General features: G+C 59.7%; 17 protein-coding genes. 12 read left to right on the plus strand and 5 right to left on the minus strand.

The genetic code is table 11. The annotated features are described in order from the left end of the window. Window positions 1-17 precede the first annotated feature (17 nt). The 3 genes from LIS66_RS12940 (at window position 18) to LIS66_RS12950 (ending at window position 2,573) form a co-directional block, all read left to right on the plus strand. Window positions 18-488 carry a YbjN domain-containing protein gene (locus LIS66_RS12940; protein ID WP_227974451.1) on the plus strand — a complete coding sequence of 157 codons (471 nt, stop codon included), beginning with the start codon at window positions 18-20 and terminating at the stop codon, window positions 486-488. Next, window positions 485-1,432, plus strand: coding sequence for a peptidylprolyl isomerase (locus tag LIS66_RS12945; RefSeq protein ID WP_227974452.1), 948 nt, complete (start codon window positions 485-487; stop codon window positions 1,430-1,432). Before LIS66_RS12940 ends, LIS66_RS12945 begins: the two co-directional genes overlap by 4 nt. A 160-nt stretch (window positions 1,433-1,592) precedes the next feature. Next, a complete protein-coding gene (locus LIS66_RS12950; RefSeq protein WP_227974453.1) occupies window positions 1,593-2,573 on the plus strand; it encodes a LysR family transcriptional regulator in 981 nt (326 codons plus the stop codon). A 320-nt stretch (window positions 2,574-2,893) separates the two neighbouring features. Here LIS66_RS12950 and LIS66_RS12955 read toward each other — a convergent pair whose 3' ends face one another. The 4 genes from LIS66_RS12955 to LIS66_RS12970 all read right to left on the minus strand — a co-directional run bounded on the left by LIS66_RS12955 (window position 2,894) and on the right by LIS66_RS12970 (window position 10,201). Further along, entirely contained in the window at window positions 2,894-3,253 is a 360-nt protein-coding gene (locus LIS66_RS12955; protein WP_042610027.1) for a DUF6124 family protein, read from the minus strand. A 614-nt stretch (window positions 3,254-3,867) separates the two neighbouring features. Next, window positions 3,868-4,323 (minus strand): hypothetical protein, encoded by a 456-nt coding sequence (locus LIS66_RS12960; protein WP_064365358.1) that lies wholly within the window; start codon window positions 4,321-4,323, stop codon window positions 3,868-3,870. Between the two features lie 828 nt (window positions 4,324-5,151). Then, on the minus strand, window positions 5,152-6,750 hold the full coding sequence (locus LIS66_RS12965) for a hypothetical protein (RefSeq protein WP_227974454.1): 1,599 nt from the start codon (window positions 6,748-6,750) through the stop codon (window positions 5,152-5,154). A 373-nt stretch (window positions 6,751-7,123) separates the two neighbouring features. Beyond that, on the minus strand, window positions 7,124-10,201 hold the full coding sequence (locus tag LIS66_RS12970; protein ID WP_227974455.1) for a hypothetical protein: 3,078 nt from the start codon (window positions 10,199-10,201) through the stop codon (window positions 7,124-7,126). A 394-nt stretch (window positions 10,202-10,595) separates the two neighbouring features. Here LIS66_RS12970 and LIS66_RS12975 point away from each other — a divergent pair, with 394 nt between their 5' ends. Next, window positions 10,596-11,114, plus strand: a complete 519-nt coding sequence (locus tag LIS66_RS12975; protein WP_227974456.1) for a GNAT family N-acetyltransferase — start codon at window positions 10,596-10,598, stop codon at window positions 11,112-11,114. A gap of 1 nt (window position 11,115) precedes the next feature. On the opposite strand, the gene LIS66_RS12980 is transcribed toward LIS66_RS12975, so the two are convergent. Beyond that, entirely contained in the window at window positions 11,116-11,808 is a 693-nt protein-coding gene (locus LIS66_RS12980) for an aspartate/glutamate racemase family protein (RefSeq protein WP_227974457.1), read from the minus strand. A 136-nt stretch (window positions 11,809-11,944) separates the two neighbouring features. On the opposite strand from LIS66_RS12980, the gene LIS66_RS12985 reads away from it, so the two are divergent. The 8 genes from LIS66_RS12985 to LIS66_RS13020 all read left to right on the plus strand — a co-directional run bounded on the left by LIS66_RS12985 (window position 11,945) and on the right by LIS66_RS13020 (window position 24,888). Then, on the plus strand, window positions 11,945-12,436 hold the full coding sequence (locus LIS66_RS12985) for a hypothetical protein (protein WP_042609846.1): 492 nt from the start codon (window positions 11,945-11,947) through the stop codon (window positions 12,434-12,436). Window positions 12,437-12,844: 408 nt separating this feature from the next. Beyond that, window positions 12,845-13,819, plus strand: coding sequence for a hypothetical protein (locus LIS66_RS12990; RefSeq protein WP_064362161.1), 975 nt, complete (start codon window positions 12,845-12,847; stop codon window positions 13,817-13,819). A gap of 129 nt (window positions 13,820-13,948) precedes the next feature. Continuing rightward, window positions 13,949-14,626, plus strand: coding sequence for a DUF3313 domain-containing protein (locus LIS66_RS12995; protein WP_123420181.1), 678 nt, complete (start codon window positions 13,949-13,951; stop codon window positions 14,624-14,626). Between the two features lie 468 nt (window positions 14,627-15,094). Then, the gene (gene tpx / locus LIS66_RS13000) at window positions 15,095-15,595 is read left to right on the plus strand and encodes a thiol peroxidase (protein WP_039760445.1); all 501 of its coding nucleotides are present in this window, start codon (window positions 15,095-15,097) and stop codon (window positions 15,593-15,595) included. Between the two features lie 174 nt (window positions 15,596-15,769). Next, entirely contained in the window at window positions 15,770-17,074 is a 1,305-nt protein-coding gene (locus tag LIS66_RS13005; protein WP_227974458.1) for an MdtA/MuxA family multidrug efflux RND transporter periplasmic adaptor subunit, read from the plus strand. Further along, entirely contained in the window at window positions 17,071-20,172 is a 3,102-nt protein-coding gene (locus tag LIS66_RS13010; RefSeq protein WP_042609850.1) for an MdtB/MuxB family multidrug efflux RND transporter permease subunit, read from the plus strand. The genes LIS66_RS13005 and LIS66_RS13010 overlap by 4 nt, the downstream gene beginning before the upstream one ends. Before the next feature lie 142 nt (window positions 20,173-20,314). Continuing rightward, window positions 20,315-23,422, plus strand: a complete 3,108-nt coding sequence (locus tag LIS66_RS13015) for an efflux RND transporter permease subunit (protein WP_123420185.1) — start codon at window positions 20,315-20,317, stop codon at window positions 23,420-23,422. Continuing rightward, complete coding sequence (locus LIS66_RS13020; RefSeq protein ID WP_227974459.1) at window positions 23,419-24,888, plus strand: efflux transporter outer membrane subunit; 1,470 nt, start codon at window positions 23,419-23,421, stop codon at window positions 24,886-24,888. The genes LIS66_RS13015 and LIS66_RS13020 overlap by 4 nt, the downstream gene beginning before the upstream one ends. Window positions 24,889-24,979: the final 91 nt, after the last annotated feature.

A 24,979-nucleotide genomic window follows, 5' to 3' on the forward strand; every position in this document is an offset into this window, starting at 1 on the left:
CGAGCAAGGAAGAAGCCATGACTCAATTGATCACCCACGTTTCCCCGCAATCGCTGGCCGAGGTATTGCAAGCCGCTGGTTATCGCGTCAACCCGAGCGAACAGAACGGCATCGTCCAGTTGCTCAGCGCCAGCCAGGGCATCGGCTACGCCGTGCGTTTTGGCAATCCGGCGCTGGAGCAGGCCAGCTTTGTCGATTTCACCTTCAGCTGCGCCCTGCGCGTGCAGGGTGACTTGCCCCAGGGCGTCGCGGAGCAGTGGAACGCGACACGGCGGTTTGCGCGGTTGTCGTTGCAGGGCGAGTTTCTGGTCATGGAAATGGACGTGGTCGTGGCCGCAGGCGTGAGCAATGAGCACCTGCGTGGCAACCTGGAATTGTGGGATCGCCTGTTGCAGGAGTTCATCGTTTACCTGCGCGATTTCAGCCAGAGCGCGGGTGCGAAAACTGCAGAAGCCGCCGTCGACGAAACAGAGGAAGTCGCGCTGTGAAAAAGCCAGCCGTGGTGATCGGCGCCGGTGCGGTGGCGTTGTTGGTGTTGGCCGTGGCGCTAGTGCTGCGACCGGGGAGTGATCCGGTTGCCGCTCAGCAGCCGTCGCCGGTAATGACGGTTGCAGCCGGGCCAGCCGTGGCGCGATTGGGCAATCAACAGGTTTCGCCAGAGGAATTGCAGGCGCTGCTCGAGACTGTCCCGGCGCAAACCCGTGAACAACTGCGCGGCAACCGTGAGGCACTGGAGCGCTGGATCCGTTCGCGACTGGCGGAGAAAGCCGTGCTGGAGCAGGCCGATGCGCAGGGTTGGGCACAGCGTCCCGACGTAGCGCGGCAGACCCGGGCGGCGACAGAACAGATCGTGTTTCGTGATTATTTGCGCTCTGTCAGTCAAGTGCCGGCGGAGTATCCAAGTGCGGCTGAGTTGCAGCAGGCGTACGACGCCGGCAAGGCCAATTGGCAGACGCCGGCGCTGTATCGGGTCAGCCAGATTTTCCTGGGTGTCGGCGATGCGGCGAATGTCGAAACGGTGCGCAAACAAGCCGCCGAGTTGAGCAAGAAAGCTCAGGCCGCTCCGGGGGATTTTGCCGCGCTGGCTACGCAATATTCGCAGGATCGCGTCACGGCAGAGCGGGGCGGTGACACCGGGCTGCAACCGTTGCAGCAACTGGTGCCGGAGGTGCGTGGCGCCGTGGCGCGGCTCAAGGTAGGCGCGGTTTCCGATCCCGTGCAGAGCGCTGCCGGATTCCACGTGATCAAGCTTACAGAACAACAACCGGCCCGCACCGCCACCCTCGATGAACTGCGCGATCAACTGACCCAGGCCCTGCGTGCGCAACGCCAGGAACAGATCGCCCAGGCTTATCTGGACGGCATGCTAAACACCGCCACCCTGAGCATCGACGGCGCTGAACTGAACAAAATCCTGGAGGAAAAACGCTAATCCCAGTTCCGCCACTACCCCTGTGGGAGCGAGCCTGCTCGCGAAAGCGGTGTGTCAGTCACCACAAGTGTTGGATGTGCAGACGCTTTCGCGAGCAGGCTCGCTCCCACAGGGGCATTCATGGACATTCATAAATACAAAGATCGACAGGGAGTCATCAATGTCATTCACCGAACCCGCAGGACGCCCGGGCGCCGCTGATTACCACTCGCCTCAATCCAGACCCGAATCCTGGCTCGACCAGGCCGCCACCATCGACAGCGAAGTCGCCCGATACTTCCTGGTCAGCGCCCGCTGCGGCTGCTTCATGCAGGCCGCGCGCAGCCTCAACGTGCGCTCGACCCTGCTGCGCAAACAACTCGCCCAACTCGAACAGCAACTGCAACACAGCCTGTTCAGTTTTCAGGGCAGCAACCTCAGCCTCACCCGCGAAGGCCAGCAACTGCAGGCCCGACTCATCACCCTGGCCCACGAACGCAAACTTCCGATCATCGAGCAACCGCTGATCCGCCTCGCCATCGCCGAATCCATCCTCCACGACATCCTCGGCCGCGACCTCATCGCACTGCTGCGGCGCAACGCCAGCCTGCGCCTGGAAATCATCGCCCTCGACAGTGAGCTGTCGTTACGTGCCGTCAGCGCCGACATAGTCCTCTGGCTCGCGCCCGGTGAAAGCCCAACCCCCGGCCCGACGTTCACCACCATCGAACCGCAACACCTCGCGCGGATCGAGTATCTGCCGCACATTGCCAAGCGCTATTCACGGGTGACGGCGCGCCCGGAAACGCCGGAAGATCTGGCGGATTTCATGCTGGTGCAGTGGCAGCATGATCGACAGGTGGAGAGTTTCAGACCATGGAATGAGCTGGTGGAGCAGAGATTGGCCGGAGTCGTGCAGATGCAGTCCTATGAGTTGATGCTGGAGATGATCCGCTGCAGCGCCTGCATCGGTTTGCTTCCGGCATATATGAGCCGATTTGACCGGGGCCTTACCGCACTGCCCGGATTATTCGCCGAGACCATGCAGCTCCACGCATGGCTCGCGATCAACGCCGACTCGAAAAACGTGCCCGAAACCAAAGTCCTCACCGAGCTCATCCAGCAAACCTTCAACGAACGCCACGAATGGTTCCAGCCTTGACCCGATCCCCTGTAGGAGTGAGCCTGCTCGCGAACGCAATCTGCCAGTCGAAGCTTCAGTGACTGACCAACCGCCTTCGCGAGCAGGCTCGCTCCCACAAATTCGGCGCTGTAACCGCAGCCGTGGGAGCGACACGAATCCCCTGTGGGAGCGGGCCTGCCCGCGAAGGCGTCGGCGGCGACAGCGCGTCATTGATCGTTCCCACGCGCAGCGAAGGAATGCAGCCCGGGACGCTCTGCGTCCCCCTCCAGAGCTGGAACGCGGAGCGTCCCTTGAGGCATTCCTTTGCTGCGCGTGGGAACGATCATCGTGACGCAGCGCTACTGCGGCAACTCCAGATTATCCAGCACCCGATTCACCGCCAGCTCTCCGAGCATGATCAACTGCGCGATCCCCATCAGCGTCCGCCGCTGCGATGGTTTGACCAGCCCGGCGAATTCCTGGGCGATGGTTTTGGCCGAGGCGAGGGTTTCGCAGGCGTTGGCCAGCAGGTCTTCGTTTTTGGTGTCGGCGGTGACGGCGTACATGGCGCGGGGGCTGAAGGGCGGTGGGGTGGAGCCGGGTGGGCAGAGGTAGTGGTCGAGGGCGCGGTCGGCGGCTTGGTGGAGTTTTTTGGAATCGAGGGATTCGTAGGGGGAGGTGGGGTCGGTTTCGGGTGGGTTGGGTGTTGGTTTGATCATGGTAAAGCTCCTTGAGAGATGGAGCCGTCAGCCTTCGCTGCTAAACGAAGAGGGTGGCGGCTTTACGCGGGTTAGCAGACCAGGCTCAAGGATCCCGGCGCACCGAAGTGCCCCACGCAAAGCCGCCATAACGTAATGGCAGTACTCGCGTGCCTTGAAATTTGCCGAGCTGCTAAACCCGATCACTGAACATTCAGCGACCGCACCACAATAGAACCCGCCCCCAAGGCGCACAAGCCCGCGGATTCTGGCTTGGCTGTAGGCAATGGCGCAAGGATTTGTAGCCTGGAAGGCGTGACTGGAGGTGTCTTTTAAACACCTTCGTTTAAATCGAAGAGCTGCGCCGAACCTGATGGCCCCTTCGCGAGCAAGCTCGCTCCTACAGTTGGAATGCGGTCAAACTGTGGGAGCGAGCTTGCTCGCGAAAAGGCCATCCCGGTCAGCAGAAAAATCTCGGTCAAGCCTCGCTGTTTGATGACTGGTTAATAGTGGAGTTTTTATATCGACGCCCGGCAACGCAAAACCGCCTCGGTTGAACGAGGCGGTATTTTCAGCTTGAACTGCGTATTTATAAATATGTAGATGGGTCGTGCCTGTTTGGATTTTGCGTGGGTTTATTTTTTAAGTTTTACCAGGATTTCATGAATGGCCATTGCCGCTCCTGATTGTGGTGTATCAATATTTATCCGCAAAATGCTTTCCTGGTTCGGCGCCACTGTAAATTCACCGCTGAGTTCAATGACGTGTATAGATTCGATTAAGGTTGGAGGAGTGATATCTATGTTGTTAACGTTCAATACCACTGTGCTTGGATTGCCGGCAGCTTCTCGACCTATCTTTATGCTAAAAATATATGTCGCGTTACCTAGAGTGGAATACCTGTATGTTCGGATAAAAGCCGTCCCGCTCGCTGGTGAGAGGCCGGGATCAATGTTGAGTCGGTCATTGTATGTATATATGCCCCACATGGGTTCTGGAGTGCCCGACCGCCAGCCAGGCCAGAGTTCATGTGGAATTTCATTTTCAAACGTGACTCTTTCCTGGAAATCTTGTTCGCTTGTTGCATTCATGATGAACCTCCATGTTTTAGGAAGACGCAGTTCATGAAAACATGCCAAGGCAGAGCGCACACCTGTCAGGTCTGACAGGTGTGCGGGGTTATCGACCGGCGGCTCTAATACAGCCTCGTCCGTTGGAACACCGGCATTCGGCATCCGGGTATCGAATGCTCGACCTCAGCACATGTTGGTCGTTCCCAATCACTTTAGGGCTTCAGCCTGCCTGCACCGGCCCCGCGACTCCAGTGATTCAACATCCGATCCACCACCAGCTCCCCGAGCATGATCAGCAGCGCTACGCCCAACAGCGTCAGGCGCTGCGACGCGGGATGAGAAGGCCGAGATCATTGGCGATGATTAGCGGACATCGGCCAGCAGTTCCTCGTTTTGAAGCCTGCGGGCACGACGTACACACGACCGGTTTTACGGGGCGGTGGGGTGAGGTCGGGTGGGTAGGGTGGCGGCCGTACGCGAGTTAACAGACCAGGCTCAAGGATCCCGGCGTACCGAAATGCCCCCGGACCCAAGGCGCACAAACTGGTGAATTCTGGCGTGGCTGTAGGCAATGGATCAAGGGTGTTTAGCCTGAAAGGCGTGTCTGAAGGTGTCTTTTGAACGCCTGGGTTTAAAAGGCGATTTGCGCCGACCTCACTGGCCCTTCATGAGCAAGCTCGCTACCACATTCGGAATGCTTTCCCTGTGGGAGCCAGCTTGCTAGCGAAAGGGCCGTCCCGGCCAAAAGAAAAAACTCGATCGCGCCCCGCTGTTTAAATCACTGGTTAAATAAATCCGTCTCCTTTGTGTTTTTTTATGCCATTCGCTGACTTGGAGGCTTTTCCATCAGCCGATGCGCGATTTATATCCCATTGGATATGCACTGCGCTCTGCGATCGACTTTTGTTGCGTCCATCCGGGATGGGTTGGGTGAATCGGGATTTGTAAAGCATAGGTAAGGTAGTAATCATTCGGCTGGATGAATGTGGTGGCCCAAATGTAAACATTTCCTTTCGGTTGTTGGATTCCGAATAGTAGCGCTTGGTAAATCTGTTTCTGTAGAGGCGTCCCGTCAACAGTGAAGAGTTGGGCACCCAAGGATGATAGTAAGGCGACAGCTTGATCATATGGAAGACGCCTTTCGTCACTGACTACGAGGTCGTACACGTTTTCGCAAGTAACCTGATAACTGACGGTATTTCCTTTCGTGTCACGCACGCTGATCATTGCGATTCCGTTTCCTTTCGAGATGACGTGGCCGGTTGCCGGATCAACGGAAGCGACAGTGGGTTTGGAAGAGCTGTATTCAAAAGGAGGACTCCCTCCACGGGCTTGTCGGGTTTGATGTGCGCCCGGAGGTATGTATGCCGCTTTCTCAATGGGCTGGAAATACTCTGGTCTGGTTGGGGGGGGTGGAGGGTACAAATGTGCCCCATCCAGTAGCATTGGCGTGGTATCTATTTCCAGTGCGGGGGGTTCGGTAAAGGTGCGAGCTGCCGACACTTCACCGGAACCATACCGCGCCATGGGGTTGTCTTGGGTCAGCACGTCTAGCAGCAATGGATTGCCCGTCAGTTTCTCCAAGTCGATGGTTTCCGCGTCATCACCGGGATAGTCTTCTCTGCGTTTCAGCAGAATGGGCTTGTCCACCCGCTTGCCATCCAGATCCTCATCCACGCTCTGCACCGGCGACCACGGCGCATAGGTGTCCGGGCCGTTGCCGATCTGATCGGTGACGGTGTAGGAAAAATGCAGTTTGTTGTCCTGGCGTTTCGCCTTATCCAGAAAGGCGCGGGTGACGGTGAAGCAAATGGTGATGGGGGTTTCGTCGCCGGGGTTCGGCGGTGGCGGCGCCTGATTCGGACTGACCCTGGGCTTGGGTTCCAGCAGTTCGCCGTTGCACGTGAGGGTGATGACGTCATACGCCCGGCAATACGGGTAGGCCATGCACACTTCGGCGCTGACGAAATCCGCGCCGACGCCGTTCTTGATCACGTCGGGCAGCAGCAGCTTGAGTTCGGAGTGGCCGCCGGGGTCGGTCAGGTGATCCTTCAGGCCCGGGCGGATACGGTTGTAGAGGATTTCCAGCGATGGGGTGGAAGTGCCTCGATTGTCGCTGCCACGCCTGACGGTGTAGTACAGCTTGTTGACCTGGTCCGGATGCAGTCGACCCTTGGGAATGCGCAACATGGTGCGCACGTTTGGATCCTCAATGGTTTTGCTGTCCAGTGCGGCCAGTTCACCCTCAAGCCAGAGCTCCATGACATCGCCGGGGTCCATGGTGCCCGACAACGGTGGATCGGCGTGGACAATGGCGCCGCCGATGAGATCATGGGCCACTAAAGGCACGCCGGTGTGTCCACCTTCCACAGGCTTGGTCTGGCCGTTGATGATGGGCGGGCTGAGGATGAGGACGGTGTTGTCCGGTGGGGTAGAGATGGTCATGAATGAAGCTCCTGCGCGTTGGGAATGGGCAGGGGTTATCAGAGCGCTTAATTGGCGATTGCGCACCTGTCAGATCTGACAGGTGTCGACATGTCTCCGACGAATGGTCGTTGATGGATTAGAAAATCGCCGTACCGGTTGATGCGGAACGGCGATTTTTTCTTGGGAAAAGATTGCCTGTGACGCCGCCTTCGCGGTCAGCAGAAAAATCTCGGTCAAGCCTCGCTGTTTGAATGACTGGTTAATAGTGGAGTTTTTATATCGACACCCGGCAACGCAAAACCGCCTCGGTTGAACGAGGCGGTATTTTCAGCTTGAACTGCGTATTTATAAATATGTAAGTGGGTCGTGCCTGTTTGGATTTTGCGTGGGTTTATTTTTTAAGTTTTACCAGGATTTCATGAATGGCCATTGCCGCTCCTGATTGTGGTGTATCAATATTTATCCGCAAAATGCTTTCCTGGTTCGGCGCCACTGTAAATTCACCGCTGAGTTCAATGACGTGTATAGATTCGATTAAGGTTGGAGGAGTGATATCTATGTTGTTGACGTTCAATACCACCGTGCTTGGATTGCCGGGAGCTTCTCGACCTATCTTTATGCTAAAAATATATGTCGCGTTACCTAGAGTGGAATACCTGTATGTTCGGATAAAAGCCGTCCCGCTCGCTGGTGAGAGGCCGGGATCAATGTTGAGTCGGTCATTGTATGTATATATGCCCCACATGGGTTCTGGAGTGCCCGACCGCCAGCCAGGCCAGAGTTCAAGTGGAATTTCATTTTCAAACGTCACTCTGTCCTGGAAATCTTTGTAGGCCTTGATCCTGTAAGTCCGTAGGGCAAACGTCACGGCCTCTGTCTCGACTTGACTGCCGCCAAAGCCTGCCTTGAACTCCAATTTCAGGTCACTGCCATCTTCCAGGCTTTGCAAGTCGGGGAGTGGAAAGCCGTCGTGGGTGTGAAAACCCTGGTCGATCCACGTCGCATTGGTTTGCGAACCCGGCGGTTGCCAGAAGGTTTTCGAGTAGTTGCCCCCGCCTTTCAATGTCCCTTTCGCTTTCAGCCAGACATATTGTTTCAACGCAATGTGCGGATAACTGTTCGCGCGCAGGGTGCCGTGGGTGGTCAATTGACTGACGTCCAACTCCGGTCCTTCGCCTTGTTCGGAGGCCTGCGTGATCAGCGGCCCGGGCAAATCGCTTTGCGCAATGGGCGACACCGCCAGCGCACGAATCCGCGACTCTTTCGGATCCTGGGTGCCGCGCGTTACCGTGTAATCCAGCGTGATGGACTTGGCGAGGTTGAAGGCGAGCACCGAGACGGCCAGCGGTATTTCCTGCGGGCCGACGGTGGTGACGGGCCATGGCTCGGTGGTGTGCGAACCGGCAGCCGGCGTTCCGGGGGCGCCGGTCAAGCGGACGATAATCCTGTCGCCGACCAGCATGCCGTCATAGTTGATCACTGAGGTCAGGGCGTTCTGGGCCTCCAGTGGGTCGAGGCTGGTGTCGTTCGGGGCTTGCTTGATTTTCGGCTCTTTCAGATCCAGCGCTACGCCGACACTGAACGTCAGCGTATCCGAATAACTCGTTCCACCCGCGGCGCGCTTGATGTCGTAATACGCCTTCACCGTCCGGCCTTCATTGCCCTTGATCAGTTCGGCCTTGATCGGGAACGCCACAGGCTGGCCGGCGGTGAAGGAGCTCAGTTCGACCCGGTCGCTGTTTACGCCGGTAATGGAGCCTTCCCAGGCCCGCGTGACGATGTCGCCCTTCACGGTCTTGAGGTAGTTCACGGTCAGCGTGGTGCCGTTGGTATCGGATGGCAGGACGCCGCTGACCACGCCGTCGACTGCCGGCTCGGGCAATTCCTGGCGTGGTTTGCCGATCTGCAGGATATCGGCGTGGATCGATTCGCGGATCGCGTGGGTCTGGTTGAGTTTGCTCATGGTGCCGAGTACCGAGTCCTCGATCAGCAACTGGTAATACAGCTCCAGCTCTTTGCCAATGATCGGTGTCAGGTGCTCCTTGTCGACGATGATCTGCAGCGGAAGTTGGGCGTCCATATCGCCTTGGGTAATCGGTCGCAGGTTCAGGTTCGGCAGGTAGGGGGTCAGGTCGGGGCGAGTGCCGAGCCAAAACAGCTTGATCGCTTGGCCGACGGCGAAGTAGGGGCCGAAGGCGATTTCGATGGTGACCTGTTTCAGTTCCGGATGCAGCGGATCGATGGCGCCTTGTCTGGCCTCCAGTGCCACGGGAGCGGGGAGCCGGTGAATCTCGCCGATGGCGCTGATGAACTGGGTTTTGGCATCCCGTTGTGCGCTGCCGTCGGCCTTCTCCAGGCGATAAGACAGGGCGATCTGAGCCTGAGCCAGCTGGCGCAGCACGGCGTTGGACACGGTGATCTCAGGAACGCTGGGCACGCTGATCAAGACTTTTCCCGGTAATTCAATGTCGATCGGCGGACCTTCTTTCGGGGTGCCTTTGATTCGGACAAAAATGGTGTCACCTACCTCGAAGTCTATCGGTTGTGGAGGGACTGGAGGGGGCGAAGGTGGGGTAGGGTTTACGGCCATAACTTGAACCGTACCGTCGGCGTCGCCCAGGTTGTCGACGTCCAGTACGTTGTTGATAGCCTCCTTGAGCAAAGGCGCGCCCAGCCGGGTTTTGTCAAGGGTCACGACTACCCGTTGCTCGACGCTCCAGCCGTCGGAGCGATTGTCGACCAGGTCATAAACTTCGAAGGCCACGGCCAGCCCCGCCTCGCCAGAGTCGCCGGCGTCTACGATGGTTTTCTTTGGAATGGTCACGATAACCGGCGTCTCGCCGTCAGCCTGTTCCTGGGTCAGTGCAGGGCCAGAAAAGAACATTCCGCCCCAGCTGAACTGAGGCGTATCGCCAGCGGCGGCGAACAGATAAGGCGGCGAGCCATCAGCTTTTCCGAGAGTGATCGATACGCCAGCATCGACGTTACCCTGGTGGACACCGTCCTTCAAAATATCCTCGGGAATGCTCATCACCAGTCCCGGATGCCCCGGCCCCTCGCTATGGTCAGGACCACCGGGGAGGGTGAGTTTGACCAGCACCTGCATCACTTCCGAGGGTTCGGGCGTACCGCCGAGGCGGGTGACGGTGTAGGAGAGCGTGTGCATTCCTTCGGTAAGGTGTCTGGCCTCCACGAACATTTGCAGCTCGGTGCCGACCGCATCCTCATCAACGATTTCCAGCGCTATCTGCAGATCGGAGTCCCGCAAGATGCGCAACGAGTCGCGGTTACCCATCGTCCCCCAAGGCCCGGCCTGGCAGAGCAGGCCCTGACGAGGGAAGTTGAGCTTCGCCGCGGCGAGATTGATGCCCCACCTCAGGGGCGTCGACGACACTGGACCCGTACGGCCGGGGATTTTGAGTTCCTGTAGCAGCTGCGGAGCGTCGTTGATTGAGTCGTTGTCGGACATGGTGGCCACTCCGTGGACTTGAGCGATGGAGTGATTGAACGGCTAAAAGGGAGATTGCGCACCTGTCAGATCTGACAGGTGCGGGCGGAAATCCGACGGGTGGTGCACTTATCGAGCAGGCTCGCCTGCGAAGGCATGGGCGGTTGCAGCGACTTACTCGGCGCCTGTCCCGAGCAAGGTTGTGTAGCCTGAAAGGCGAGTCGGCAGGTGTCTTTGAACATTGGAGTTTAAGAGGAAAAAATTGGCGGCCGTACGGCAGACGTTTTCTGCCGGGCAAGAGGCGTTAGTGGTGAGGCCGCTATCGCGAGCAGGCTCGCTACCAAAATTTCATCTCGCCAGATTCCGGATCAGCGGTTTAGAGTGACCAGCCATACCTTGATCACGGACCGATCCCATGGCAGACCCGACCCCCACCGTCCACCTCGAACGCTCCAGCGATTTCCACCTCGAAGGCATCACCGCGCTCTACAACGACCCCGCCGTCGCGCGGCAGGTGCTGCAGATGCCGTTTCAGTCGGTTGAGGTCTGGCGCCAGCGATTGCAGGCCGACAACGAAAGCGCACTGAAGCTGGTGGCCCTGCACCAGGGTGTTGTGGTCGGCAATCTTGGCCTGGAGGCCTATTCAAGGATGCGCCGCGCCCACGCCGGCAGCATCGGCATGGCCGTCGCAGTGGCATGGCAGGGCAAGGGTGTCGGTTCGCAGTTGTTGGCGGCGGCGCTGGATGTTGCCGATAACTGGATGAATCTGCACCGCGTCGAACTCGCCGTGTATGCCGACAACGAAGCGGCCATCGGTCTCTACCGCAAATTCGGTTTCGAGACCGAAGGCCTGTTCCGCGACTACGCCGTGCGCGATGGGCAATGGGTAGACACCCTGAGCATGGCCCGTCTGCGCAGTCGTTCGAAAAACTGACTCAGTCGCCCAAGGCGAACGCCACCGCCGACTGTGCATGCAACTCGGTGGTGTCGAGCAAGGGCAGGGCGCTGTGTTCGGGTTTAATCAACAGGCCGATTTCCGTGCAACCGAGAATGATGGCCTGCGCACCGCGCTTGGTGAGGGATTCGATCACCCGCTGATAGATTTGCCGCGACTGTTCATTGATCACGCCAACACAGAGTTCGTCGTAGATGATCCGGTGCACATCCTTGCGCTCGGCTTCGTCCGGCACCAACACGGTCAAACCCTGGGCGATAAGACGCTGCTTGAGAAAGTCCTGCTCCATGGTGAACGCGGTGCCGAGCAGCCCGACCGTGCGCGCATCGATTTCGAGTGCAGCCTGTGCAGCCGGTTCGGCGATGTGCAGGAACGGAATGCTGATCGCCGCCTGGATCTGCTCGGCGACCTTGTGCATGGTGTTGGTACACAGCACCACGCATTCGGCGCCACCGGCTTCAAGCCTGCGCGCGGCATCCACCAGAATCGCCGCCGCATCGTCCCAGCGCCCAGCGTGCTGGGCCTGTTCGACCGGGCCGAAATCGACGCTGTACATCAACAGCTGCGCAGAGCGCAAAGGGCCAAGACGATCACGGACTTGCTGATTGATGAGTCGATAATATTCGGCGCTGGATTCCCAGCTCATGCCGCCGATAAGGCCGATGGTGCGCATGCGGTGCTCCTGTGTTGATGGGGCTTTGCGGTGAGTGTCGTTTGGATCGGGAATTTGATCCATCAAAAATTTACGCCTGCCGTTGCCACGCATCTGCCATGCTCGGTGTCCGCAGCACTCTTCAAGGAACACCGCCATGAACGACGTACAGCAACTGGGCGAAATGCTTCGTCACTATGCCGAGAGCGAAGCGCACAAGAAGCAACTGTTCACTACGCAATCGGCCGCGTGGGCCACACGGATTGGTGCGTTGTTCGACCAGATCGAGCAATGGCTTGAGCCGGTCAAGGCGCCGAATCTGCTGGAGGTGAGCCGCGAGACGTACGTCGCGTCCGGGCCGAGCGTGCCAGTGGAGACCTCAACCTTCATGACAGAGAAGCTGAGCATCGTGATTGCCGGTAAGCCGGTGGAGTTTGTGCCGGATGTGATGGGCAGCGGCGGGCAGATTTCGCTGGCGGTGATGGGGCTGACGGCGGCGCGCTACGGGAGTATTTCGCTGGTCGGGTTGGCGGATGGCGCGTGGCAGTGGCGCAAGACCAATGGGCTCAAGGATCCGGATACCTTTGCTTTCGACGCCAATTTCCTTGCCCAGCAATTGCAGGGGTTGATTCCTCGGGATCGCGGTTAAGATCAAAAGCTTACCCCCTCACCCCAGCCCTCTCCCCCAAGGGGGCGAGGGGGAAAGGGGGCAGACCGAGTGCTGTTCAAAACCAGAGTTCGACGCGATATCCCAAGTCGATGTAACTCGAACAAACACCCGGGTCAGTCCCCTCTCCCTCTGGGAGAGGGCTAGGGTGAGGGCAGTCCAACTGACACACCTCACATATCCGGATTCACCCACCCCGGCTTCACTTCCTCCGGCGCCGCTTTCGCGAGCAGGCTCACTCCTACACGGGTTGACGCGAATACCGGGGAAACCCTTAGGTTCGCTGCTAATGCGGCATTTCCCCTTGGGTCACTGATGGCCTTTTGGTAGAGTCGCCGTCGCCAGCGGGTTTTCGGCTGGACGATGGAACCGAAGAAGGGAGTCTTATCAGTGAGTCCGGGCAAAAAAATCCTCGGTCTCACGGCGTCGCTTTTGCTGCTGACGCTGTGGGCCAGTTACTTTTATGTATTCAAGGAAAACCGCAACGGCCAGCTCGGCAGTGTCGGCGAAAGCACCGCGTGGTGCGGCACACCTCCGACCAGCGAAGCGGCGTTGCTGGGCAAGGATCAACTGACCTTGCGCGTCACCAACAACCTGCGTGGCGAATTCATGGTCGGCGGTTCGGTGGTGGTCTCCGAACGCACCTTCAACCGCTACGACCTGGGCCGCAACGAACTGCGCCTGCGTCTGGAGCCGCTGCAATGGTCCTTCGGCGTCACGCCAATCTTCCTTGAGCAGGTCAAGGTGCAGCCACTGAGCCGCAACCTCTCGTCCACCAACAAAAGCGCATTCGCCGAGCTTGAGCCACGACCGATCGGCGTACAGGCCCAGACCGCCGCCTTCCCGTTCGACACCTATCGCTACGGTTACAAACCGGTGCTGTATTACCTCAAGGGGAGCGAGCGCGTCGACCTGCGCTTCAAGAACATCACCACCCTGATGGAGATGTCCAACACCTTCACGCCGATCCAGAAGTACAACCGCGCCGATTACATCAACGAGAAAAACTCGATGATCCGCGACGAGGATTACAAACCTTACGGGGCGCACGAATGCGCGTTCAGCGTCGAGCGCAAAGGTTCGTTCAAGGTCGTGGTGTTGTTGCTGCTGCTGGTGCTGTGCCTGCCGTTGATGCTGGTGTTCTACCGCGATGAGCCGGGAATCGACTTTCTCGCGACGCTGGTGGGAATTGCGGTGGTGCGCACATTGCTGATCGGGCCGGTGGAGGATTTCCAGCTGTACAACATCGACTTTCTGTTCGGTGCGGCGATTTTGCTGGCAGGGACGGTGTCGCTGGTCAAAGCGATGCGCGCCAACAGCCGGCGGGAGATGGCACTGCGCAGTGGAGAGACATCGTCCTGGTAATACCGGTTGGCGAGGCACACGCGCTGTCGGATGTGAACTTTGTAATTGGCCATCGCATTTGCCGGGGTTTTGGCTATACCTGTATTTCCCCTATGCAAAATGTCTTGGCCTTCTCAAAGGAATTACAGCATGAAGCTAGCCGTCATGATGGGCACGCTGTGCATTGCCACCCTCGGCGTGGTGGGTTGCTCCAGCAAAACCGTCGAGCCTGACCAGTATTCCGGCTTTCTCAAGGATTACAGCCAACTGAAGGAGGCCAAGTCACCTTCAGGTGCCGAGGTGATGCGCTGGATGGACCCGAAACTCGACATCAACAAATTCACCAGCGTTTACGTGGAACCGAGCCAGCTGTATCCAAAGCCGCAAGCCACCGAGAAAATCCCCCAGCAGACGCTCAATGGCATCACGAGTTATTACGATCAGGCGCTCAAGCGCGAACTCGGCAAGTCGCTGCCGTTGGCCGCAGGCCCCGGGCCGGGTGTGATCGTGGTACGGCCGGCGATTACCGCGGTCAGCAGCAAGACCGAAGGCCTGCAAGTCTATGAGGTGATCCCGATTGCACTGGTCGCCGCAGCGGTGAGCACGGCCAGCGGTATCCGCGACCAGGAAACCACCCTGGCGACCGAGGCGGTGTTCATGGATGGCGCGACCAATCAGGTCATCGCGCAGGTGGTGCGCAAGGGCACCGGCAAACCGCTGGAAAACGCTTCCCAGGTGATGAAAGCCGATGACATGAAAGCGGTGATCGATGGCTGGGCGAGCGACCTGCACCAGTCGTATTTGAAACTGAAGTCGGAAGCCAAATGATGCCGCGGGGCTGATGGCCTCTTCGTGAGCAGGCTCACTCCCACAGGGATCGGTGCCGGGGTCGGGACTATCGGTACGACACCGGACAGTGTGGGAGCGAGCCTGCTCGCGAAGGCGGCTTGTCAGGCACCAACCATTTCAGCTTTTTTTCGCTTGCTCGCGAATCCGATCTTCCTGCTCGTGCAAATCCGGCGTCAGTAAGTCGCCAAAATCCTCAGCCGAAATATAAATCCGCTTTTCTGTAGGAGTGAGCCTGCTCGCGATAGCGTCGTGTCAGCCAATGTAGATGGCACTGATAGACCGCTATCGCGAGCAGGCTCACTCCTACAGGGGATCTCTAGCGGGTTGTATACAATCGTCAGGGCCAGCACCCAACAATTTCCAACAGGGCATAGGTCGTCAGCCGATTTCGTGGTTAACTTCCGCTTCTTGCACGCTTTCCAATCACCCAGCAGAAGGACTCAAGTCATGGCTCAAGTCACCCTCAAAGGCAATCCGGTTCAAGTCAACGGCCAGTTGCCACAAGCCGGTTCCAAGGCGCCAGCCTTTTCCCTGGTAGCCGGCAATCTGTCCGACGTCACCCTGCAAGACTTCGCCGGCAAGCGCAAAGTCCTGAACATCTTCCCAAGCGTCGACACCCCGACCTGCGCCACTTCCGTGCGCAAGTTCAACGCCCAGGCCAACGACATCAGCAACACCGTGGTGCTGTGCATCTCCGCTGACCTGCCGTTCGCCCAGGCACGCTTCTGCGGCGCCGAAGGTCTGGAAAACGTACAGAACCTGTCGACCCTGCGTGGCAGCGAGTTCATCGAAAACTACGGCGTCGCCATTGCTGACGGCCCGCTGAAAGGCCTGACCGCTCGCGCGGTTGTGGTGCTGGATGAAAACGACAACGTCCTGCACAGCGAACTGGTCAAGGAAATCGCTGAAGAGCCTAACTACGAAGCGGCACTGTCCGTTCTCAAGTAAGGCTTTTACAATTGTTAACGGCCTGGCCCTGTCCAGGCCGTTTTCATTTGTGTATCAGGGTTTTGCCTCACACCTTGAAACGTAAGTGGAAGGTAAATTGCCGGTAAAGCTGCTTTGCTTAAATCCACTCAGTGCTTATCGTTCAGCCTCCCGTAATAGAAGCCCACGCGCCCAATGGTCAATAACTCCATGCAATCGTCCCCCCGCAAGTCCCGTCGCTGGCTGATCAGCCTGCTTGTCCTGTTGGTGATCGCCGTCCTGTGCTGGAAATTCTGGCCCACCGGCTCTGCTGACAAGGCGGGCGGCGACAAGGCGACTGCCGGGCATACCGGGCGCTCGGGGATGGCGCGCCCAGGCTTCGGCGGGGGTACCGGGCCGATTCCAGTGCGCGTGGCGCCGGCGGTGAAAGGCGACTTCCCGCTGTATTACAAGGCGCTGGGCACGGTCACGGCGCTGAACACCATCAATGTTCGCAGCCGGGTGGGCGGTGAACTGGTCAAGATCCATTTCGAAGAAGGCCAGATGGTCAAGGCGGGCGACTTGCTGGCCGAGATCGATCCGCGTCCTTACCAGAACGCCTTGCTCCAGGCTGAAGGCACGTTGCTGCAGAACCAGGCCCAGCTGAAAAACGCCCAGGTCGACGTCGAGCGCTATCGCGGTCTGTATAAAGAAGACAGCATCGCCAAACAGACCCTCGACACCGCCGAAGCGCTGGTCGGCCAGTATCTGGGCACGGTCAAGACCAATCAGGCAGCGGTCAACGACGCCAAGCTCAATCTCGAATTCACCAAGATCCGCGCGCCGATTGCCGGCCGCGTCGGTCTGCGTCAGGTCGATGTCGGCAACCTCGTCGCGGCCAACGACACCACCTTCCTCGCAGTGATCACCCAGACGCAACCGATCAGCGTTGCCTTCACTTTGCCGGAAAACAGCCTCGACACCGTGCTGGCCCGTTACCGCAGCGGCGCCAGGCTGCCTGCCGAAGCCTGGGACCGTGGCGACACCAAGTTGCAGGCCACCGGCGTGCTGCAAAGCCTCGACAACCAGATCGACGTGGCTACCGGCACGCTCAAATTCAAGGCTCGCTACGATAACCGCGACCAGTCGCTGTTTCCCAACCAGTTCGTCAACGTCCACCTGCTGGCCGACACGCTGAAAGGCGTGGTGCTGGCACCGTCCGCCGCTATTCAGTTCGGCACCAACGGCACCTTTGTCTATGCGCTGGACGGCGACAAGAAAGTCACCATTCGCCAACTGAAAATCGGTGCCAGCGACGGTGACAATACCGTGGTCACCGAAGGTCTCGCCGCTGGCGATCGCGTGGTGCTCGAAGGCACTGATCGTCTGAAGGAGGGCAGCGAAGTCGAAGTGGTCAATGACAGCAGCGAAGTGCCGACCTCGCCGACCGAACACCTGCAAGGCAAGTCCGCCGCCAATCCGGACGCGACCACCGCTGACAAGGCCAAGAAGGGCGCATGAACATCTCGCGGCTGTTCATTCTCCGTCCGGTAGCCACCACCCTGAGCATGCTGGCCATTGTTCTGGCCGGCCTGATCGCTTATCGCCTGCTGCCGGTTTCGGCCTTGCCGCAGGTCGATTACCCAACCATCCGCGTCATGACCCTGTACCCGGGCGCCAGCCCTGACGTCATGACCAGCGCCGTCACCGCGCCGCTTGAACGCCAGTTCGGGCAAATGCCCGGTCTCACGCAAATGGCTTCGACCAGCTCCGGCGGCGCTTCGGTGCTGACCCTGCGTTTCAGCCTCGACATCAACATGGATGTCGCCGAGCAGCAGGTCCAGGCCGCGATCAACGCTGCGACCAATCTGCTGCCGACCGACCTGCCGGCGCCGCCGGTGTACAACAAGGTCAACCCGGCGGACACCCCGGTGCTGACCCTGGCCATCACCTCGAAAACCATGTTGCTGCCCAAGCTCAACGATCTGGTCGATACGCGCATGGCGCAGAAAATCGCCCAGATCAGCGGCGTCGGCATGGTCAGCATTGCCGGCGGTCAGCGTCAGGCCGTGCGGATCAAGGTCAACCCCGAAGCACTGGCGGCCAACAGCCTCAACCTGTCGGACGTGCGCACGCTGATCGGCGCCTCCAACGTCAACCAGCCGAAAGGCAACTTCGATGGCCCGACCCGGGTGTCGATGCTCGATGCCAACGACCAGCTGACCTCGCCAGAGGACTACGCCAACCTGATCCTGACCTACAAAAACGGCGCGCCGTTGCGGCTCAAGGACGTCGCGGAAATCGTCGATGGTGCTGAAAACGAGCGTCTCGCCGCGTGGGCCAACCAGAATCAGGCGGTGCTGCTGAACATCCAGCGTCAGCCCGGCGCCAACGTCATCGAAGTGGTCGACCGCATCAAGGCCTTGCTGCCGAGCATCACCGACAACCTGCCGGCCGGCCTCGATGTCACTGTGCTGACGGATCGCACCCAGACCATCCGCGCCTCGGTCACCGATGTGCAACACGAACTGCTGATCGCCATCGCGCTGGTGGTCATGGTCACGTTCCTGTTTCTGCGCCGCGCCAGTGCGACGATCATCCCGTCAGTGGCCGTGCCGCTGTCGCTGATCGGCACCTTCGGCGTGATGTACCTCGCCGGGTTCTCGGTGAACAACCTGACCCTGATGGCGCTGACCATTGCCACCGGTTTCGTGGTCGACGACGCCATCGTCATGCTTGAGAATATTTCGCGCTTCATCGAGGAGGGCGACAGTCCGATGCAGGCCGCGCTCAAGGGCGCGAAACAGATCGGTTTCACCCTGATTTCCCTGACCCTGTCGCTGATCGCCGTACTGATTCCGCTGCTGTTCATGGCCGACGTCGTAGGGCGGCTGTTCCGTGAATTCGCCATCACCCTGGCCGTGGCGATCCTGATTTCCCTGGTCGTGTCGCTGACCCTGACGCCGATGATGTGCGCGCGCCTGCTCAAGCGTGAACCGCAAGAACACGAGCAGGGCCGGTTCTATCGTGCCAGCGGTGCGTTCATCGACTGGATGATCAACGAATACGGACGGATGCTGCGCTGGGTGCTCAAGCATCAGCCGCTGACCTTGCTGGTCGCGATCGGCACACTGGCGTTGACCGTGTTTCTTTATGTGATCGTGCCGAAGGGCTTTTTTCCGGTGCAGGACACCGGGGTGATTCAGGGCATTTCCGAAGCACCGCAGTCGATATCCTTCGCGGCGATGGGCGAGCGCCAGCAGCAACTGGCGAAGATCATTCTCGAAGATCCCGCGGTGCAGAGCCTGTCGTCCTACATTGGTGTCGACGGCGACAACGCTACGCTCAATAGCGGCCGTTTGCTGATCAACCTCAAGCCCCATAGCGAGCGTGATCTGAGCGCCGGTGAAGTGATCACGCGCCTGCAACCGCAACTGGACAAACTGGTCGGCATTCGGCTGTTCATGCAGCCGGTACAGGACCTGACCATCGAGGATCGGGTCAGCCGCACCCAGTACCAGTTCAGCATGTCGTCGCCGGATTCCGAACTGCTCAGCCAGTGGAGCGGTCGTCTGGTCGAGGCGTTGGCGCAGCGGCCGGAGTTGACCGACGTTGCCAGTGATCTGCAGGACAAAGGCTTGCAGGTCTATCTGGTGATCGACCGCGACGCCGCTTCGCGCCTTGGCGTGTCGGTGGCGAACATCACCGATGCGCTGTACGACGCGTTCGGCCAACGACAGATTTCGACCATTTACACCCAGGCCAGCCAGTACCGCGTGGTGCTGCAAGCCCAGGCGGGGGAGAAGATCGGCCCGCAGGCGCTGGATCAGATTCACGTCAAGACCACCGATGGCGCGCAGGTACGCCTGTCGAGTCTGGCGCACGTCGAAGAGCGTCAGGCGCAATTGGCGATCACCCACATCGGCCAGTTCCCGGCGGTGATGATGTCGTTCAACCTCGCGCCTGGCGTGGCGTTGGGGCATGCCGTGGACATCATCGAGCAGGTCCAGCAGGACATCGGCATGCCGGTCGGCGTGCAGACTCAGTTCCAGGGCGCGGCGCAGGCGTTCCAGGCGTCGCTGTCGAGCACCTTGCTGCTGATTCTGGCGGCGGTGGTGACCATGTACATCGTGCTTGGCGTGCTCTACGAGAGCTACATCCATCCGATCACCATTCTCTCGACCTTGCCGTCCGCCGCGGTGGGTGCCTTGCTGGCGTTGCTGCTCAGCGGCAACGATCTGGGGATGATCGCGATCATCGGCATCATCCTGCTGATCGGTATCGTCAAGAAGAACGCGATCATGATGATCGACTTCGCCCTCGACGCCGAACGTACCCAGGGCATGGCCCCGGCGGAGGCGATCTATCAAGCGGCGCTGCTGCGCTTCCGGCCAATCCTGATGACCACGCTGGCGGCGTTGTTTGGCGCGGTGCCACTGATGCTGGCCACCGGTTCCGGGGCTGAGTTGCGTCAGCCGTTGGGTCTGGTGATGGTTGGCGGTTTGCTGGTGAGCCAGGTGTTGACGCTGTTCACCACGCCCGTGATCTACCTGTACTTCGACCGCCTCGGAAGGCGCTTTGGCAAGGCCAAGGCTGATGGTGAAGAGGTCGCGGTATGACTGGCGGAACGCAAAACTTGTGTAGGAGTGAGCCTGCTCGCGATGAGGCCGGCACCTGCACCATCACGGTAGACAGACACACCGCTATCGCGAGCAGGCTCACTCCTACAGGGGATTCGCGTGAAGTTGGGGATCGCGTTCGATGAATCTTTCCGGCCCTTTCATCAAACGCCCCGTGGCAACCATGCTGCTCTCCCTGGCAATCATGTTGCTCGGCGGTGTCAGTTTCGGTCTCTTGCCGGTATCGCCATTGCCGCAGATGGATTTCCCGGTGATCGTCGTTCAGGCCAGTCTGCCGGGCGCCAGTCCCGAGGTGATGGCTTCGACGGTGGCGACGCCGCTGGAGCGGTCGTTCGGTGCGATTGCCGGCGTCAACACCATGAGCAGCCGCTCCAGTCAGGGTTCGACGCGGGTCATTCTGCAATTTGACCTCGACCGCGACATCAACGGCGCGGCGCGGGAAGTGCAGGCGGCGATCAATGCTTCGCGCAATCTGCTGCCAAGCGGAATGCGCAGCATGCCGACCTATAAAAAGGTCAACCCGTCGCAGGCGCCGATCATGGTGCTGTCGCTGACTTCGGATGTGCTGGAAAAGGGCCAGCTCTACGACCTGGCCTCGACCATTCTTTCGCAAAGCCTGTCACAGGTGCAGGGTGTCGGTGAAGTGCAGATCGGCGGCAGTTCGCTGCCCGCGGTGCGCATCGAACTCGAACCGCAGGCGCTGAACCAGTACGGCGTGGCCCTCGACGATGTGCGCAAGACCATCGCTGACGCCAACGTGCGCCGGCCCAAGGGCTCGGTCGAGGACGGTCAGCGTTTGTGGCAGATCCAGGCCAACGACCAGTTGGAGAAAGCCAAGGATTACGAGTCGCTGATCATTCACTACGCCGACGGCGCTGCGTTGCGGCTCAAGGACGTGGCGAAAGTCAGCGATGGCGTCGAAGACCGTTACAACAGCGGTTTCTTCAACGATGACGCGGCGGTTTTGCTGGTGATCAACCGTCAGGCAGGCGCCAACATCATCGAGACGGTCAACGAGATCAAGGCGCAATTGCCCGCCCTGCAAGCGGTGCTGCCGGCCAGCGTCAAACTCAATCTGGCCATGGATCGCTCGCCGGTGATCAAGGCCACGCTGCACGAAGCCGAAATGACCTTGCTGATCGCCGTCGCCCTGGTGGTGCTGGTGGTGTACCTGTTTCTCGGTAACTTCCGCGCCTCGCTGATCCCGACCCTGGCGGTGCCGGTGTCGCTGGTCGGCACGTTTGCAGTGATGTACCTCTATGGTTTCTCGCTGAACAACCTGTCGCTGATGGCCCTGATCCTGGCCACCGGTCTGGTGGTGGACGACGCCATTGTGGTGCTGGAGAACATTTCCCGGCACATCGACGAAGGCGTGAAACCGATGCAGGCCGCGTATCTCGGCGCCAAGGAAGTTGGCTTCACCCTGTTGTCGATGAACGTGTCGCTGGTGGCGGTGTTTCTGTCGATCCTGTTCATGGGCGGGCTGGTCGAAAGCCTGTTTCGCGAATTCTCCATCACGCTGGCGGCGGCAATTGTGGTGTCGCTGGTGGTTTCCCTCACACTGACTCCGATGCTCTGCGCGCGCTGGCTCAAGCCACACACGCCAGGTCAGGAAAACCGTCTGCAACGCTGGAGTCAGAAGACCAACGACTGGATGGTCGGCAAATACGCCACCAGCCTCGACTGGGTGTTGCGTCATCGGCGTCTGACCTTGCTCAGCCTGCTGCTCACCGTTGGCGTCAACGTTGCGCTTTATATCGTGGTGCCGAAAACCTTTCTGCCGCAGCAGGACACCGGCCAGTTGATCGGATTTGTGCGCGGCGACGACGGTTTGTCGTTCAACGTCATGCAGCCGAAAATGGAAACCTTCCGCCGCGCCGTGCTCAAGGATGAAGCGGTGGAAAGCGTGGCCGGGTTCATTGGCGGCAACAACGGCACCAACAACGCTTTCATGATCGTGCGCCTGAAACCGATCAAGGATCGCCAGTTGTCGGCGCAGAAAGTCATCGAGCGTCTGCGCAAGGAAATGCCCAAGGTGCCCGGGGCGCAGTTGATGCTGATGGCCGACCAGGACCTGCAATTTGGCGGCGGCCGCGAGCAGACCAGTTCGCAATACACCTACATCCTGCAAAGCGGCGACCTCGCCGAGCTGCGCAAGTGGTTTCCGAAAGTGGTCACCGCGTTGCGGGCCTTGCCCGAGCTGACCGCCATCGATGCCCGCGAAGGTGCCGGGGCGCAGCAGGTGACGTTGATTGTTGACCGGGATCAGGCCAAACGCCTCGGGGTCGATATGAACATGGTCACCGCCGTGCTCAACAACGCCTACAGCCAGCGGCAGATTTCGACGATCTACGACAGCCTCAACCAGTATCAGGTGGTGATGGAGGTCAATCCGAAATACGCCCAGGATCCGGTGACACTCAAGCAGGTCGAGGTGATTACCGCTGACGGCGCGCGGGTGCCGCTGTCAACGTTCGCCCATTACGAAAACAGTCTGGAAAACGACCGGGTCAGCCACGAAGGCCAGTTCGCGTCCGAAAGCATTTCCTTTGATATGGCCGAGGGCGTGACCGTGGAGCAGGGCAGTGCTGCCATTGAACGTGCGATCGCCAAAGTCGGCCTGCCGGAAGATGTCATCGCGAAAATGGCCGGTACTGCTGACGCCTTTGCGGCCACACAGAAGAGCCAGCCGTTCATGATCCTCGGTGCATTGCTGGCGGTGTATCTGGTGCTCGGTGTGCTGTATGAAAGTTACATTCACCCGCTGACCATTCTCTCGACCTTGCCCTCGGCCGGCGTCGGCGCGTTGCTGTCTATCTATGCACTCGGTGGCGAGTTCAGCCTGATTTCCCTGCTGGGGATATTCCTGCTGATCGGCGTGGTGAAGAAAAACGCCATTCTGATGATCGACCTCGCGCTGCAACTGGAGCGGCATCAGGGCCTGTCGCCGCTGGAGTCGATTCGCAGCGCCTGCCTGCAACGGCTGCGGCCGATCCTGATGACTACGCTGGCGGCGATTCTCGGTGCCTTGCCGCTGCTGCTCGGCCGCGCCGAAGGGGCGGAAATGCGCCAGCCGCTAGGCCTGACGATCATTGGCGGCCTGGTGTTCAGCCAGGTCCTGACCCTTTACACCACCCCGGTGGTTTACCTCTATCTCGACAAGCTGCGCCATCGTTTCAACAAATGGCGTGGCGTGCGCACTGATGCCGCTCTGGAAACTCCGCTATGACTGACCGTTCGCTTATCCAATTGGCCACCGCACGCGGCTCGCGCCTGTTGAGCCTGTCGTTGTGCGTGGCGCTGCTCAGCGCTTGCGCCGTCGGCCCGGACTACCAGCGTCCGCAAACCGCCGAAATCGCTCAGTTCAAGGAAGCTGAAGGCTGGCGTCAGGCCAACCCGAGCGACTCGCTGGCTCGCGGTGCCTGGTGGGAGTTGTACGGCGATCAGCAGCTCAACGCCTTGATCGAGAAACTCAACAGCGCCAACCAGACCGTCGCCCAGTCCGAAGCGCAGTTCCGTCAGGCGCAGGCTCTGGTGCGCAGTGCGCGCGGGACGTTTTACCCGAGCGTCGACCTGAGTCTGGGCAAGAACCGTTCGAGTCAGGGCACCGGCAGCAGCAGTTCGAGCCTGAGCAGTTCCTCAAGCGGTATTCGTGACACTTATACCGCGCAACTGGGCGTCAGTTGGGAAGCCGACGTGTGGGGCAAGCTGCGCCGTGGGCTGGAGGCCGATGAGGCCAATGCCCAGGCGAGTTTTGCCGATCTGGCGGCGATGCGTCTGAGCCAGCAATCGGAACTGGTGCAGAACTACCTGCAACTGCGGGTCATCGATCAGCAGAAGCGCCTGCTCGAGGCCACCGTTGCCGCGTACGAACGCTCGCTGAAAATGACCCAGAACCAGTACCGCGCCGGGGTTTCCGGGCGCGATGCGGTGGCGCAGGCGCAAACCCAGTTGAAAAGCACCCAGGCCGATCTGGTCGATCTGATCTGGCAGCGCGCACAGTTTGAAAACGCTATCGCGGTGCTCACCGGCGAAGCGCCAGCGAACTTCAGCATCGCCGAAAGCCAGAGCATCCCGAACCTGCCGCAAGTACCGCTGAGCCTGCCTTCGCAGCTGCTGGAACGCCGTCCCGACATCGCTGCGGCCGAGCGCTCGGTGATCGCCGCCAACGCCAACGTCGGCGTGGCGAAAGCTGCGTATTACCCGGACCTGACCCTGAGTCTGAGCGGCGGCTACAGCAGCAGCACGTCGAAAAACCTGATCAGCCTGCCGAACCGTTTCTGGTCGGTCGGCCCGCAGCTGTCGTTGCCGTTGTTCGACGGCGGCATTCGTTCCGCCGAGGTCGACCGCAGCGAAGCAGCCTATGACGAAACGGTCGCCCGCTACCGCCAGACCGTGCTCGACGGCTTCCGAGAAGTGGAAAACTACCTGATCCAGCTCAAGGTGTATGAAGACGAAGCAGCGGTGCGCCAGGAAGCACTGGACGCCGCGCGCGATTCCCTGCGCCTCACCGAAAACCAGTACAAGGCCGGCCTGATCGCCTATATCGACGTGGTGGTGGTGCAGGCCACGGCGCTGAGCAACGAACGCAGTGTGCTGAATATCCTGCAGAACCGACTGATTGCCAGCGTGCAACTGATTGCCGCACTCGGCGGCGGTTGGGACGGCCAACTCGACGTCAGCGACAACCGCTGAACGTGTAGGAGCGAGCCTGCTCGCGAAAGCGGTGGGTCAGTCGAGCGAGATGTTGGCTGTGCCGACGCCTTCGCGAGCAGGCTCACTCCTA

Origin of the sequence: Pseudomonas sp. HN2 (assembly GCF_020736465.1) — a bacterium.
Lineage (GTDB): Bacteria > Pseudomonadota > Gammaproteobacteria > Pseudomonadales > Pseudomonadaceae > Aquipseudomonas > Aquipseudomonas moraviensis_A.